Source organism: Bacteroidia bacterium, assembly GCA_037045145.1.
Taxonomy (GTDB): Bacteria; Bacteroidota; Bacteroidia; order AKYH767-A; family OLB10; genus OLB10.
Map to the genome: position 1 here is coordinate 1,948,284 of JBAOIA010000011.1, position 15,171 is coordinate 1,963,454.

The 15,171-nt window shown below is 36.5% G+C and carries 14 protein-coding genes and 1 other RNA gene; 12 read left to right on the forward strand and 3 right to left on the reverse strand.

Features of this window, described 5'->3' with window-relative positions; translation table 11 throughout:
• Positions 1 to 13: 13 nt before the first annotated feature.
• Both V9G42_09145 and V9G42_09150 read right to left on the reverse strand, forming a co-directional pair.
• On the reverse strand, positions 14 to 2,431 hold the full coding sequence (locus V9G42_09145; protein MEI2759577.1) for a polysaccharide biosynthesis tyrosine autokinase: 2,418 nt from the start codon (positions 2,429 to 2,431) through the stop codon (positions 14 to 16).
• 24 nt (positions 2,432 to 2,455) lie between these two features.
• A complete protein-coding gene (locus V9G42_09150) occupies positions 2,456 to 3,250 on the reverse strand; it encodes a polysaccharide biosynthesis/export family protein (GenBank protein MEI2759578.1) in 795 nt (264 codons plus the stop codon).
• Positions 3,251 to 3,385: 135 nt separating this feature from the next.
• On the opposite strand from V9G42_09150, the gene V9G42_09155 reads away from it, so the two are divergent.
• The 10 genes from V9G42_09155 (at position 3,386) to V9G42_09200 (ending at position 12,667) form a co-directional block, all read left to right on the forward strand.
• Positions 3,386 to 4,162: an enoyl-CoA hydratase-related protein gene (locus tag V9G42_09155; protein ID MEI2759579.1), complete on the forward strand. Its 777-nt coding sequence runs from the start codon at positions 3,386 to 3,388 to the stop codon at positions 4,160 to 4,162.
• A gap of 37 nt (positions 4,163 to 4,199) precedes the next feature.
• The gene (gene paaA / locus V9G42_09160; GenBank protein ID MEI2759580.1) at positions 4,200 to 5,144 is read left to right on the forward strand and encodes a 1,2-phenylacetyl-CoA epoxidase subunit PaaA; all 945 of its coding nucleotides are present in this window, start codon (positions 4,200 to 4,202) and stop codon (positions 5,142 to 5,144) included.
• 41 nt (positions 5,145 to 5,185) lie between these two features.
• The gene (gene paaB / locus V9G42_09165; GenBank protein ID MEI2759581.1) at positions 5,186 to 5,473 is read left to right on the forward strand and encodes a 1,2-phenylacetyl-CoA epoxidase subunit PaaB; all 288 of its coding nucleotides are present in this window, start codon (positions 5,186 to 5,188) and stop codon (positions 5,471 to 5,473) included.
• Between the two features lie 5 nt (positions 5,474 to 5,478).
• Complete coding sequence (gene paaC, locus V9G42_09170) at positions 5,479 to 6,234, forward strand: 1,2-phenylacetyl-CoA epoxidase subunit PaaC (GenBank protein MEI2759582.1); 756 nt, start codon at positions 5,479 to 5,481, stop codon at positions 6,232 to 6,234.
• Entirely contained in the window at positions 6,228 to 6,743 is a 516-nt protein-coding gene (paaD, locus tag V9G42_09175; GenBank protein ID MEI2759583.1) for a 1,2-phenylacetyl-CoA epoxidase subunit PaaD, read from the forward strand. The genes paaC and paaD overlap by 7 nt, the downstream gene beginning before the upstream one ends.
• 185 nt (positions 6,744 to 6,928) lie before the next feature.
• Entirely contained in the window at positions 6,929 to 7,303 is a 375-nt protein-coding gene (locus V9G42_09180) for a cytochrome c (protein ID MEI2759584.1), read from the forward strand.
• A 37-nt stretch (positions 7,304 to 7,340) separates the two neighbouring features.
• Positions 7,341 to 8,066 carry an MbnP family protein gene (locus tag V9G42_09185; protein ID MEI2759585.1) on the forward strand — a complete coding sequence of 242 codons (726 nt, stop codon included), beginning with the start codon at positions 7,341 to 7,343 and terminating at the stop codon, positions 8,064 to 8,066.
• A gap of 1 nt (position 8,067) precedes the next feature.
• Positions 8,068 to 9,090 (forward strand): cytochrome c peroxidase, encoded by a 1,023-nt coding sequence (locus tag V9G42_09190; protein MEI2759586.1) that lies wholly within the window; start codon positions 8,068 to 8,070, stop codon positions 9,088 to 9,090.
• A gap of 28 nt (positions 9,091 to 9,118) precedes the next feature.
• Positions 9,119 to 10,495, forward strand: a complete 1,377-nt coding sequence (locus V9G42_09195) for a cbb3-type cytochrome c oxidase subunit I (protein MEI2759587.1) — start codon at positions 9,119 to 9,121, stop codon at positions 10,493 to 10,495.
• 123 nt (positions 10,496 to 10,618) lie between these two features.
• Positions 10,619 to 12,667 (forward strand): hypothetical protein, encoded by a 2,049-nt coding sequence (locus V9G42_09200; protein MEI2759588.1) that lies wholly within the window; start codon positions 10,619 to 10,621, stop codon positions 12,665 to 12,667.
• Positions 12,668 to 12,799: 132 nt separating this feature from the next.
• Here the strand turns inward: V9G42_09200 and ssrA are convergent.
• Positions 12,800 to 13,197: a transfer-messenger RNA gene (gene ssrA / locus V9G42_09205) on the reverse strand.
• A 111-nt stretch (positions 13,198 to 13,308) separates the two neighbouring features.
• Between ssrA and V9G42_09210 the strand changes: the two genes are divergently transcribed.
• Both V9G42_09210 and V9G42_09215 read left to right on the forward strand, forming a co-directional pair.
• Positions 13,309 to 14,016 (forward strand): YebC/PmpR family DNA-binding transcriptional regulator, encoded by a 708-nt coding sequence (locus V9G42_09210; GenBank protein MEI2759589.1) that lies wholly within the window; start codon positions 13,309 to 13,311, stop codon positions 14,014 to 14,016.
• Positions 14,017 to 14,039: 23 nt separating this feature from the next.
• The gene (locus V9G42_09215) at positions 14,040 to 15,170 is read left to right on the forward strand and encodes a geranylgeranyl reductase family protein (protein ID MEI2759590.1); all 1,131 of its coding nucleotides are present in this window, start codon (positions 14,040 to 14,042) and stop codon (positions 15,168 to 15,170) included.
• Position 15,171 lies beyond the last annotated feature (1 nt).

The following is a 15,171-nucleotide window of genomic DNA, read 5'->3' on the forward strand; positions in this document are numbered from 1 at the left end:
CTGTTTTTAATTATCAATTCTTTTTTCGTTTAAAGCTATAAAGGATTTTTTGAAAAATGTTTTTAGGTCTGTGATCTTCTTCATAGTAACCATAACCGTATCCATAGCCATAAGCATATCCATACCCATATCCATACCCATAGACTGTGCCGCCCAATCTGACTCCGTTAAATATAATGCATAAGTTCTTCATCTTTCCTTCTAAATAAATTTTATTAATAAAGTCAAGATGCAATTTACGAGTGACGTTTTGTCTTACTATATAAATGGTAACATCAGCATATCTGGATAATTCCAAACCATCGCTAATTAGCCCGATAGGAGGTGAGTCCATAATTACATAGTCGTATTTGGCTTTAAGGAGTTCAATCAAATGACCCATCCTTTCATTCAACAGAATTTCTGAAGGATTTGGTGGTTTTGGTCCAGACAGAATTAAATCCAAACCTAATTCAGGCGCATGTTGAATAATTTCTTCTACAGTTGCTGAACCAATCAGGTAATTACTTAAACCTGTGGATGAAGTTAAATTAAAGTTGGTGGGTTGTTGTGGCTTACGTAAATCACAGCCTATCATCACAACCTTTTTACCTCCTGAGGCAAGAATTGCTGCGAGATTTACAGCACAAAAACTCTTCCCTTCTGAGCTAATAGAAGAAGTAATAAGAATAATATTATTTGTTTTAGCGCCATGAAAGTATTGTAAGTTACTTCTGATGGAACGAAATGCTTCTGTAGCCTGAGAGTGGGGTTTTAAGTTTACAACGATATTGTTTTCGGTAGAAGTAAGACCAATGATCCCTAATACAGGAATAGGTGAATTTCTATCTAATACTTTTCTGCTTTTAATTCTATCGTCAAGAATTTCTTTAAAATATACAAAAGTGGCAGGTATAAACAACCCTAATAGTACAGCCATAGTATATGTTATTCCTTTAACCGGTTTAACAGGCGATATAGAAGTTCTTGCATTGTCTATTACCTTACTATCTGAAATTGTAGAAGCTAAAATGATTGCTGTTTCGGCACGCTTTTGCAGTAAATAGGTATATAGTTTTTCCGTAATACTTGCTTGTCTCTCAATTCCGGATAGTTCTTTTTCTGCCTTAGGTAATTCGCGAAGTTTTGATTTAACTTTATTTAGCTGATTGTATGTCTCCAACTCAGTAATCTTACTGGCATCACTCATACTTTTAATCTTTTCTAGAATCTCAGCTTTTATATTCTCAATATCAATATTTTTCTTATGAATGAGTGGATTGTCTTCAGTAGTTACTTTTAATGCCTTTTCGCGGTCAGCTTGTAATGAACTAAGACTAGCAATAAGTGTTTGTAATATTGGTTCTGTTACTTCTACATAGGCCGGAGCTAGATATTTTACATCTTGTCCATTTCTGATATAGTTGTTAAGATACTTTAATACACCTTGTTTAATTTCTATTTTGGAAATTTCGTTTTCAATACGTGACACATCTTCTTGTGCCAGATTTGACATGTTTGGTAGATCAATAAATCCATTCTCGGTTTTATACTTCTCTAGCTGCCCTTCAGATTTTAAGAGTTCGTTTGTGATTACTTCAAGCTGGCCATCAATGAAGCGTAAGGAGTTCTCTGTGTCTTCGTTTTTTTGTTCCACACCATAAGCAAGATATACATCTGTGAGCTTATTTAAAAAATCACAACCCTTTTGAGGAACAGCATCATCAACAGATACTAATAACATTCTGGTGCCTTTAATTTGATTTATACTTAGCCGTGAAGTATAAGATCTAACCAGCGCCTCAGTTGAATTGGAATTAATTTTATAAAGATTTTTTTCGTTTATAGAGTTCTTATAAATCTTTAGTAATTTAGGTTCTTTTAGAGCCAGTTTAATTAACCCGAAATCTGTTTGAATGGGGGTGTTAAATGTGCCTTTGACAGAAATAAAGGCATTGTTTTTTGGGTCTGTATAGGAAAGGTCAAAATTCGATAAACTGGTTACTTTAACATTGAGTGATGGTATATTTTGTGCAACTGAATTAGAATCTGTAATTAATTCAAAAGGGCAATTCTTATAAAGTTCAGAAGTCTTTATATCACCCTCAAGATAATAAGAAAAACGGAAGTCAAGTTGTTGAATTGTGCGCGTAATAATATTTCTCGACTTAATTATTTGTATTTGACTCTCAATTCCACCTGTATTTTCAATAGATCCTAATCGTGCTAACAAATCTTGGCTGGCAAATTTTTTATCGTCCATGCCCAGCATGACAGATGTAGTAGAGGTGTAAATTGGTGTTGCATACCATAGATAGTAATTAGCAACTGCCAACGCCACAATCATACCTATAATATAAATATACCAATAGTGTACTACTTTTTCATAAAGGAACTGTTTCAAGTTGAAACTTTGTTGTTCCGGACCTAACTGTTGAAATTCGTCTTGCATTGATTAAAAGCGAGCTTTGCTTAATTACATTATTTTAAATCTGATTATCAATAAGGAAACTAATGTTGCCAAACTGATGATAATAGGAACGACTCGGAAAAACAGGTCACCCGAAGCAACTTTATTTTTACGTGCATTCACATATACAATATCATTAGGATGCAAATAGTAGTAAGGCGATTTAAAAACTTCAGGAGAGGTCATATCAATCATGCCATATTCAGGATTGCCAGCCATGGTTTCTCTTACGACCAAAACGTGGGTGCGTTTGCCAAAAACTGTCATATCTCCTGCTAATGCTAAAGCTTCAGAAATGGTTACTTGTTCATTATTTACCACATAAACACCAGGTTTCGACACCTCACCAAGCATTACTATTTTAAAATTTTCAAGATTAATAAATACAGAAGGATTAATAAGGTATTTTCCCAATTGCTTTAAAACCGTGTCTCTTGCTTGTGGAATAGTTAGTCCTTTTACATTTAACTTACCAATAAAGGGCAGACTAATATCTCCGTTACTGTCAACCAGATATCCACTCAACGCTTTATACGTTGCCACATCCGGCATATTATCACGATTAATGGGTGGGTTAAAATAAGTACTGGCTTCAGGGCTTAAGCTAGAAACAAAAATGGTAAGAACATCGTTTGGAGATATTCTATGTACATAAGCTTTCAAAGAAATGGAGCTGTCTATATGTGATTTTTGCTCTAAACCATTTTGATAATACAGGAATTTTTTAGATGGTACACAAGATGCGGCCAGAAACAGTATAAAAAGCAGCGGAATTGCGTGTTTTTTCGATATAAAATTCATTGAAATCTTTTCTTCAAATGTAATGGGCGGCAAAGATAATAGAAAAATTAAGCTAATTAAGCTTCTGCTATACATTTATATATTGTTTGTAGCTTACATTTTCATAATTTCGCAGCTAATACATTTTTTACTTTTATGTCTTATACAAACTTAATTTATAATGTTGAAAATGGCCTTGCTACCATTACCATCAACCGTCCTGATAAACTTAATGCACTAAATGCATTAACTGTTCAGGAAATTGGTGCTGCAGTTAAAAGGGCTATTGATCAGCGTGAAGTACGCATAATAATTATTACAGGATCTGGTGAAAAATCATTCGTTGCCGGTGCAGATATTTCCGAGTTTGAGGGGCTGGATGAAGAACAATCAAGGGCATTGGCACAAGCAGGACAAGATGCTTTTTTTGCTATCGAAAATTCGCCAAAACCTGTTATTGCTGCCGTCAATGGCTTTGCTCTTGGCGGTGGCTGCGAATTAGCAATGGCTTGCCATCTGCGTGTTGCCGCAGAAAATGCCAGATTCGGACAGCCTGAGGTTAAATTAGGCCTGATTCCTGCTTATGGTGGAACACAGCGGCTAACCAAACTTATTGGTAAAACTAAAGCATTGGAACTGATGATTACTACCGACATGATAAATGCTACAGAAGCACTTCAGTTGGGATTGGTAAATTATGTGGTTCCACAAACAGAACTGATGAGTAAAACACATGAGTTAGCTTCAAAAATTATGAAGCAGGCACCATTGGCTGTTGCAGGTGTCATTCGTTGTGTGAATGATTTTTACAATAGTGTGAATGGCTTTCAGACGGAAGTAGAAGTTTTTGGACAGTGTTTTAAAACAGAGGATAATAAGGAAGGTGTTGCAGCTTTTAAAGAAAAAAGAAGTCCTGTTTTTAAAGGTAAGTAGCTATGTAGTTACTAATATTGTTTTTGATTAAAATTTTATGGAGGTGAATATAGAACAATTGGAAAAAGATTTCCAGGCAAAGATTGATGGAGGTTTAAGCATAGAACCTAAAGATTGGATGCCTGAAAGGTATAGGCATCAACTCATAAGAATGATGTCGCAGCATGCTCATAGTGAGGTGGTTGGAATGTTGCCTGAAGGTAACTGGATAACTCGAGCTCCTTCGTTAATGCGCAAGATGGTTTTGTTAGCCAAAGTGCAGGACGAAGCCGGGCATGGATTATATATCTATAGTGCAACAGAAACCTTAGGCATTAGTCGTGATGATATGATTAATCAGTTGCTGATGGGTAAAGCAAAATATTCAAGTATTTTTAATTACCCCACATTAAATTGGGCTGATATGGGAGCAATAGGTTGGCTTGTGGACGGAGCCGCAATTGTAAACCAAACAGCATTAGCAAAATGTTCTTATGGTCCCTATGCAAGAGCGATGCTGCGTATCTGTAAAGAAGAAAATTTTCATCAGAAACAAGGATATCAGATTTTAGCAGAAATGATGCAGGGAACAGAAGCACAAAAGCAAATGGCACAGGACGCTGTGAACAGGTTTTGGTGGCCATCACTAATGATGTTTGGTCCAAGTGATAAAAATTCTCCTAATTCTGATGAACTCATGCGTTGGAAAGTTAAACTGTACAGCAATGACGATTTACGTCAGCGTTTTATAGACAGAACTGTGCCACAGGCAGAAGCCATAGGCATCAAAATTCCGGATGAGAAGTTGAAATGGAATGAAAAAACCCGCCATTATGAATGGGGTGAAATCAACTGGGATGAGTTTTATGCTGTTATTGGTGGCAATGGTCCATGCAACCGACTAAGAATGAAGCAGCGTACCGATGCACATAAAAATGGTCAATGGGTTCGCGAAGCAGCTGTTACATTTGCAGAAAAACGAAAAAAGAGTAAGGCGGCATAAGTCATTATTTTTAACAATAATTATTTTAATCATAGTAAATCATGTCCGATACACAGTGGCAATTATGGGAGGTGTTCACCCAAAAAAAAACCGGGATGTCTTTTGAGCATGCAGGAAGTGTTAGAGCAGCAGATAAAGAAATGGCTTTGCTTAACGCACGCGATGTTTACAGCAGACGTGGAGAAGCAACCTGCATCTGGGTAGTACCTTCTGAATGTATCTCATCTTCTTCGCCCGAAGATGTTGCATCCTTTTTTGAACCTTCAGACGATAAAATTTATCGTCATCCTAACTTTTATAAAACGCCTGACGGCATTAAGCAGGTTTAAAAACCATGAATAAAAATTTATTTGAATACACATTGCGGTTAGGAGATACAAGTCTCATTTTAAGTCAGCGATTGGGTGAGTGGTGCGGGCATGGTCCGGTGCTTGAAGAAGATATTGCACTTACTAATATTGCACTCGATTTGCTAGGGCAGGCAAAAGCTTTTTTAGCCTATGCTGGCGAAATTGAAGGAAAAGGTAGGAGTGAAGATAGTCTGGCTTTTCATAGAGATGCCAACCAATTCAGAAATATGTTGCTGACTGAACAACCAAATGTTGATTTTGGATGTACCATTGTCCGACAACTTTTTGTAAGCGCATGGCAGCATTATCTGTATTCTGAACTCACACAATCTACTGATAAAAACATCAGTGCTCTTGCAGTTAAATCATTGAAAGAAGTTAATTATCATTTACGTTATGCATCAGATTGGACAATGCGTTTGGGAGATGGTACAGAAGAAAGTCATCAACGAATGCAAAATGCAGTCAACGAGCTTTGGAATTTTACAGGTGATCTTTTTGAGATTGATCAAATTGATGAGGAGTTGTTGAAACTTGGAATTGCTGCTGACATGAAAAAGGTTGAAGAAAACTGGAATAAACATATCAGGCTGGTGCTTAGTGATGCTACTCTGTCAGTTTCAGAGATTAATAATTTTATGCGAACCGGAAGCCGAAAAGGAATACATACCGAGCATCTTGGATTTATTCTTGCAGAGATGCAATTTTTACCTCGCGCATATCCTGATGCCCAATGGTGAATGATTCCTTTAAAGTACAAAGCAGTTTAGAGGCAACAGAAATTTTTCAATTATTGTATGCCATTCCTGACCCTGAAGTGCCGGTAATTAATATTGGTGAGTTAGGTGTTTTGAGAAGTGTTGATTGGATTAACGGACAACTCATTATTACCATTACACCAACATACTCCGGATGTCCTGCTATGTTTGCTATTGAATCGGAAATTAAGACCATTTTAAAAGATAATAATATCTCAAATTTTAAAGTTAAGACAGTGTATTTTCCTGCGTGGACTACAGACTGGCTTACTGATGAAGCAAAAAGAAAACTTTCGGATTATGGTATTGCACCCCCTGAACATTCGTCACATATAAAACAATTGCGACCTGATGAGGTAAGTGTAAGATGTGCCTTTTGTCATTCGGAAGAAACACATCTTACCAGTTGGTTTGGCTCAACAGCATGCAAAGCACTTTATTATTGTGATAATTGTAAACAACCATTCGAGCATTTTAAGTGCCATCATTGATTTTTTCATTAAGCAGATTTATCTAAATATTTATTTATCAATCTATTCTAATACTATTTTGATCAGTGATAAAAGTCAGCCTTATCGCTGTCATTAATCAATATGATTTCTTAAGGATAATTGTTCATTTGTGTATGATCATTCAAACATTTCTGTAAAAAAAGAAATGTAAAAACGATTCAGTTATGCATTTGAGTTTAAAGTTTAAGATATTAATTACACTTTTTACATTATTTAGTTTTTATACTGCGTTTGTTTACACCAAGGCAACAGCACGTGCTACCTTTACTATGAACGATGAAGCATTTAAAGGGAAAATGCTTTATCAGAAATTTAACTGCACTGCCTGTCATCAACTTTATGGTTTAGGCGGCTATCTTGGCCCTGAACTAACATCAGCCTATTCTCAGAAAGCACAAAATGACGCATACTTTGCTGCAATACTGAAAAATGGAACTGTACGTATGCCCGATTTTAATTTGAGTGATAAGGAAGTTGACCAAGTAATAGAATATTTGAAATACATTGATCAAACATCAACACAAATACCAACATACTAGAAATCTGATCATGAAAACAAACAATAATCTTAAAAATATGAGCATTTCAAAATCAGTAATGCTTAATGTCGTTCTGTTTGCCATAATGACATTAATGTTTTCGTCTTGTAAGAAAAAGAATGATGATGAAAATATAATCAACCTTAATTTGTCATTTGCAGTTGACGGTAGCAAGCTTGAATTTAATTCCATAAAGTATGTAAATGCTGCAGCTAACAACTACAGTGTTTCTAAATTACATTTCTATATTTCTGCTTTTGAGTTTGAGAATACTGACGGAAGTAAGTTTACTTTTGATAGTATCTTTTACGTTGACGCTGCAATTCAAACACCTTCTTTTGCTCTTGAAGGATTGCCTGTTGGAAATTATAAGTCACTTCGTTTTTTAATTGGCCTCGACAGTTTACATAACATCAGTCATGCATTGCCAAATACAATTGACAATGAAAATATGAGTTGGCCGGATATGATGGGAGGAGGGTATCATTTTATGAAACTCGAAGGTAATTTTATGGATGGTGGAAACCCAACAGGATATGCAATGCATCTTGGTAATAATGTGCACGTTGTGCAAGTAAACATTCAGAAGGATTTTAAAGTTTCAGATGGTTCAGCAGCACTTAACCTGGAGATGAATATTAATGAGTGGTTTTCAAATCCACATAACTACAACTTTAACATTGATGGAAATTATTCAATGAGTGATAGCGTTGCCATGTCGAAACTGGCATTAAATGGAAGCGATGTTTTTAATATCCGATAGTATGAAGTTAAAAGTAATCTTTACGGTATTAATTGTTGGAATGCTTACTGTGCTTGCCTGTAAAAAGGATAAGGATGAGGATCCAATTAATAATCTGCCACCCTATAATCCAACATTATATACCATTAACACACCTTCAAATCTACCGGCAATGAATGTTCCGGCATTCAACCCAACAACAGTTGAAGGTGTTTATCTCGGACGCAAGCTTTACTACGATAAACTTCTGCATCCAACGGGTGCTTCATCATGTTCATCATGCCATATTCAGTCGCAAGGCTTTGCAGTTACAGGTACAAATATTATTCCGCATGTTAACTTAGGTTATCAAAATAAGTTTTTATGGAATGGTGAAATTCAGGGAACATTGGAAGATGCCATGATGTTTGAAGTGGAAACTTTTTTTAATACAGACATTAAGAGATTACAGAATGATAGTTTGTATCCTATACTTTTTTACAAAGCATTTGGCAGTACAACTATTGATACTAAGAAGTGTGCTTATGCATTGGCGCAATTTCTGAGAACTGTTGTTTCAGGAAACTCTAAGTTGGATCGCTTTATTCGTCACGAAACATTGTTTACACCTGACGAAATTCAAGGATTCAATATTTTCTTTTCTGAAAAGGGCGACTGTTTTCACTGTCATTCATTATCATTAACGTCCGATGGAGATTTGCACAATATCGGCCTGGACTCGGTTTTTACAGGTGTCAATGCAGGCTATTATAATGTAAGTCATAATGCAGCAGATTATGGAAAATTCCGTACTCCTTCTCTGCGAAATACAGCATTGAAAACAACCTTCATGCACGATGCAAGATTTACAACACTTGAACAAGTAATTGAACATTATAACACAGGGGTTAAACATTCAGCGTCTCTCGATCCTGTTATGACAAAGCCCGGAAAAGAACTAGGATTACAACTTACACCTCTTGAGAAACAAAAACTCAAAGCATTTCTTCTTACACTAACTGACTCAACTTTTTTAACAGAACCCAATTTTTCTAATCCAAACTGAATTTTAGTTTGATTCAGTAATATACAAAATGAATAATAGTCATTCAAACAATTCAAATATTCACTTTCTGTTTATTGCAGTTGCACTTACTGTACTGATTTCAGGTGTGTTGTTTGGTGTTGTTGGTGGTTTGCAGTATATCATTCCCGGTTGGCTGAAAGACGAATTGTCGTTTGAAAGAGTCAGACCACTTCATGTAACAATGGTTATTTCATGGATTTTTGCAGGAGCTATGGGTGGCATCTATTATTATCTTCCACAGGCAGTAAAAGGAAAACTTTATTCACCGGCTTTAGCAATAGCCCATCTTGTATTATTTATTCTTACAGGATTGTCCATCATTGCCTGCTATTTTGCAGGAGTATTTGGTGGAAGAGAGTATTTTGAATTTCCACCTGCAGTTGCAATTCCTATGTTAATAACGTGGCTGTTGTTTGTTGCCAATATGCTTCTGACACTTAAGAGATATTACAACAGCAATACACACATTTTCACTAAAGTTTATATCTGGATGTGGCTTACAGGTATGTTTTTCTTTCTGTTAACATTTTTAGAATCTTATCTGTGGTTGTTTTCCTTTTTCGGTAATAACTTAATACGCGATATAACTGTACAGTGGAAAGCATCAGGAGCTATGGTGGGCTCATGGAATATGCTGGTATATGGAACTGCATTTTATGTGATGGAGAAAATGAGTGGTGATGAAAGCGTTGCCTCATCAAAGTTGACTTTCTTTTTTTATTTCTTAGGGCTAACCAACCTTATGTTCAACTGGGGGCATCATACTTACATTGTGCCGGCATCACCCTGGATTCGGGATGTTGCCTATGTCATCAGTATGACGGAGCTGCTAATTCTTGGTAATATTATTTGGAACTGGCGTAAAACGGTATCCTCAGCTACTAAAACTTTTCATCTGATGTCTTATCGCTTTTTTACTGCTTCTGATGTATGGATATTTATCAACCTTGTTTTAGCCATTGCTATTTCTGTTCCGTTTATTAACCGTTTCACTCATGGTACGCACATCACTGTTGCGCATGCAATGGGTACCACTATTGGAATAAACACTTTTATCCTTTTTGCTTCATTGTTTTATTTATTAAGACTTCAAAATGATACAACGCTACTCAAATACATAAAGGCAGGTTTCTGGATTTTGAATGTTTCATTGCTCATATTTTGGGTTTCTCTTATTGCATCGGGTATCACAAAAACTATTGAATTGACTAATGGAGGAACATTTGCTTCTGCCATGCAAAAGATGCTACCTTATTTTTATAGCTTTTTCATTGCAGGAATTGGCATTCTGGCAGGTATTTTACTTATTGCCATTCCGGCTTTAGTTTCATGTATTCAACAAATCAGACAGAATAGACTTGTTTCTTTTCAGCCTGTTACTTGATTGGAACCTACTATAAAATCAACAATTTGTTTGGTTTGATAGCCATGTATTAATTTCGCACTTCAGTATTCTGCTTTCCTTTAATTGGAGGATGAAACTGAAAATTAATTTTGAATTGATTACATGTATATTTTCCCACCTCAGTCATTACTTGCTGATGAGTTCAATGCCGTAAAATCAAACATTGCTCAGAGTTGTTTTACACCGGCTGCTGCTCAGGAGATTCTGAATCTAACCCCAAGCACTGATAGAGATTATATAGAATTACAACTTGGGCGTACGGAAGAAATGCGAAAGTTGCTTTCAGATGCAGAACCTTTTCCCGTTTCAGGCTATTGTGATTTGACCAAAGAACTTCAATTGCTTAAGATTGAAAATAGTGTTTTGTTGCCTTCACAGGCATTACAAGTTGCTTCACTCACACATACTGTTGACCTAATCATAAAATTTTTCAATCAGGCAGAAAGACATCCTTTACTCAAACAAATTCTTAATGATTGCATTTTTGAGCCGGCTATTGCAAACGAAATAGAGAGAGTGCTTGATTCTTTTGGTGTGGTACGATCAACAGCATCAACAGAATTAATGCACATCAGACGCACCTTACAAAGGCAACGTGCAGAATCTGACAGAGCCTATCAACAGGTTATTGCACGCTATAAGAAAAATGGATGGTTAACAGATAGCGAAGAGTCTTCGCGCAACGGAAGACGTGTTCTTTCAATTGTTGCAGAGCAAAAAAGGACAATCAATGGTATCATTCACGATATGTCTGCAACCGGTAAAACAGCATTTGTTGAGCCCGATGAAGTGTTGCACATTAATAACCACATTCAACAGTTAGAGCAGGACGAGCGACTTGAAATCACTCGGATTATGAGGCAACTCACTATTTTTCTGCGGAATTATTATACAACACTTCAGCAATATTTTTTTATACTTACTCAAATGGATATGCATCACGCCAAAGCACTTTTTGCGCTCAACTATCGTGCTGTTAAACCAGAAATTACGATTAAATCTGAAATTAATCTTGTAAATGCATCACATCCTATATTATTAATGCAGCAAAAAGATGTTCAAAAAAATGTTGTCCCATTTACTCTGCATCTTAATAGTGAAAAGCGAATTTTAATAATCAGCGGACCTAATGCCGGAGGTAAAACAGTTTGCATGAAAGCAGTTGGACTTTTGCTGATTATGGCGCAATCCGGTATTCATGTCACTGCAAAAGCAGGTTCAATAATTGGTGTTTTCAATAAACTTCTGATTGATATTGGCGACTCTCAATCTATAGAATATGAATTAAGCACATACAGTTCCAGGTTAAAAAACATGAAAGTTTTTTTTGAGCAGGTTGACAATAAATCACTCTTTTTGATTGACGAACTTGGCAGCGGTACAGATCCGCAACTTGGAGGTGCATTAGCAGAAGCAATGCTTGAAGCCTTGAATCAAAAACGATCCGCAGGTATTGTCACAACACATTATATGAATCTTAAGGTGCTTGCAGAAAAGGTTCCCGGATTTATTAATGGTTCTATGTCGTTTGACAAAAGGAATCTTAAGCCGCTTTTTCAACTTCAAATTGGCAAGCCGGGAAGTTCTTATACATTTATTGTTGCAGAGCGTAGTGGACTTCCTCAGCAAATCATTAACAATGCTCGAGCGAAGGTTCCAAAGACGCATATGTTGCTCGAAAAATTGCTTTCTAAAGTTGAAAAGGATAAAATAGTTATTGATGAAAAGTTAAAGTCTATCTTGCAAAAAGAAAAAATGCTCAATACACTTATTAAACAGAATGATGAGTTGATTTATAAAAATGAGAATATTAAGAATAGTCTGAATCAACATTTACGCAATCATCAGGAAAATCTAGATAGAAAAGCAGAAGCACGAATTAAGAAATTTGCATTTGATCTTAAACAGGCTAAGAATAAGAAAACCGTCATTGAAAAGTTTCTTTCAGAAGCAGGTCTTAAAAACAAGAAAAAGGAAAGCATTGTTCAAAGAACCATTGATCCTAGAATTATAAATGGTGCGGTTGTGAAACTTTATAATGGAAAAGTGACAGGTATAGTTCAGTCTATTGATCAGGAAAATGCAACTGTTCTATTTGGAAACTTTACAACAAAGTGCAAATTAACAGATTTAATACTTGACAGTAAATAGGTGATGTCAATTTATTTAAGGAATGACCTTTGCATTCTTATTAAACTAATCTTGCAATATGTATTATGCAATATAGTTTTTTATTGAAGGTCATTTCATACAACTGCCCACATTGCTTAGAGCTGAAAAAAAAAGTGGAGCCGGTGAGATTTGAACTCACGTCCAGATATGGAATCCATACACTTTCTACATGCTTAGCCGGTATTTAATTGTAGGGATAAAAAAAGACTACCTGCTGGTCGGATTTATCCTTAGCTCTTATTTTCTTACTGTTGCACCAGAGCACAACAACAGCCAGTTCATATCTATGATGCCCAATTCGCAAACGCTATGAACTTAAGTCTGCGTAGGACAGCTTGTGCTACCACCTTGTGGCAGCATCAGGCAATTCTTCTTGGAAGAATTAAGCCGCAAGCGCGTAGTTTGTTTCGCCATTTAAGCGAGTTGTGAATCGGGATTTACGGGTCGTTCTCACAGCACCCGGCATGCTTACGTATTTATTACGCACACTGTCGAAACCTTTCGGCCCCATATTTATCAAAGAACAGAATGCAAATTTACAGCAATTCTGTGACACATTTATGAATATTTTGCTGTCAGTTTTTTTAGAAATGTATTTTTGCATCAAACCGTTTTACATTATGGGACGAATTTTTGAAAAACGCAAGCATAAAATGTTTGCACGCTATGCCAAAATGGCTAAGGCATTTACACGTGTAGGAAAAGAAATTGCAATTGCTGTTAAACAAGGTGGCCCCGATCCACATCATAACGCCAAGCTCAGGCAGGTGATGCAAAATGCCAAGAGTTTAAATATGCCCAAAGACAGGGTGGATGCTGCCATTAAACGTGCTTCGAGCAAAGACATGAAAGATTACGAGGAGATAACCTATGAAGGTTATGCTCCTTTTGGTGTGGCGATCTTAGTAGAATGTGCTACTGATAATCCAACGCGTACTGTTGCCAATATAAGAATGCATTTCAACAGAGAAGAAGGTAACCTCGGCACTTCAGGCTCTGTTGCCTTTATGTTTGAAAGACGTGGCTTGTTTAAATTTGCTGCCGAGGGTAAAAATCTGGATGAGCTGGAATTGGAGCTCATTGATTTTGGCCTTATAGAAATTTGGGAAGAGGATTCTTTTATTTACTTGTATTGCAACTTTGAAGACTTTGGCAGCATGACAAAGATTTTAGAAGACAGGAATATTGAGATTATTAGCAGCGAGTTGACCCGAGTACCACTGACACTCACAGAGGTAACAGAAGAGCAAGAGCAGAAAATTCAAGTGCTCATTGACCGACTTGAAGATGATGAAGATGTACAGAGTGTTTTTAACAACATGAAATAAAAGCAGACATAAAAACAGATGTAATTATCATTGGGGCAGGGCCTGCTGGTTCTGCTTGTGTTATGGCACTTAAAGATGCAGGTCTAAACATTGTTTGGATTGATAAGACCACATTTCCGAGGGATAAAGTTTGTGGTGATGCCATTCCTTCGAATGTGCAACGTGTGCTAAGTTCCATTGATGTTTCTCTCAACGAAAAATTCTTACAGCATTTTTCTGAAAAAGTACAGGTAGAGGGCTGCCGTTTTGTTGCTCCTGATAAATCCTCATTCGATTTAACATTTGTTACAAAAGGTCATGCTGCCAAGCGGTTGCATTTCGATCATTTTCTTTTTAATCTGGCAAATGAATGCAACAGTCATGTCAGTTTTATTGGAAATGCATCTGTTGAATCTGTTGTGAACAGCGCAACGGTCGTTACCGTTAAGTTGACCGATGGAAGGATAATTGAAGGTCAGATAATTATTGGCTGTGATGGAGCAAACTCAGTTGTCAGAAAGAATTTGTCGCATCCGTTTATCCGTAAAAAAGAAAATATTGCAGCTGTCCGTGCATATTATAATAATGTTGCAAATCTTGAACATAAAATGCTTGAGATTCATATTGTCAAAAATTATATGCCTGGATATTTCTGGATATTTCCGCTGCCGGAGAATCAATCTAATGTTGGCTTTGGTATGGTTAATCGGTTTATTACAAATCGTAAAATAGATTTGAAAAAAGCTTTGATAGAAGTCATTCAAAACGATAGCGCCATTAGTCCTCGATTTAGTCAGGCAAGTACTGATGGTGTGATTTCAGGATTCGGGCTACCATGCGGTGGACGAAAAAATCCTGTTTCAGGACAGAGATTTTTGCTCTGCGGTGATGCAGCCTCACTCATTAATCCCGCTACAGGCGAGGGCATTGGCAATGCAATGATAAGTGGGCGAATGGCTGCTATACACATTATCAATTGTTTTCAGTCAAACAACTTTACACAGTCATTCAATGAACAATATGACAAAATGGTTTATGACAAACTTCTTGGCGATTTACGTATTCAGCATTGGTTACAACGTATTACTGCGGACAGAGAATGGCTAATTAACTTTGCATTGAAGCATGTGAGCAACAACCATTGGATAAGACAAAAAATAAGAAAGTTTTTCTAAA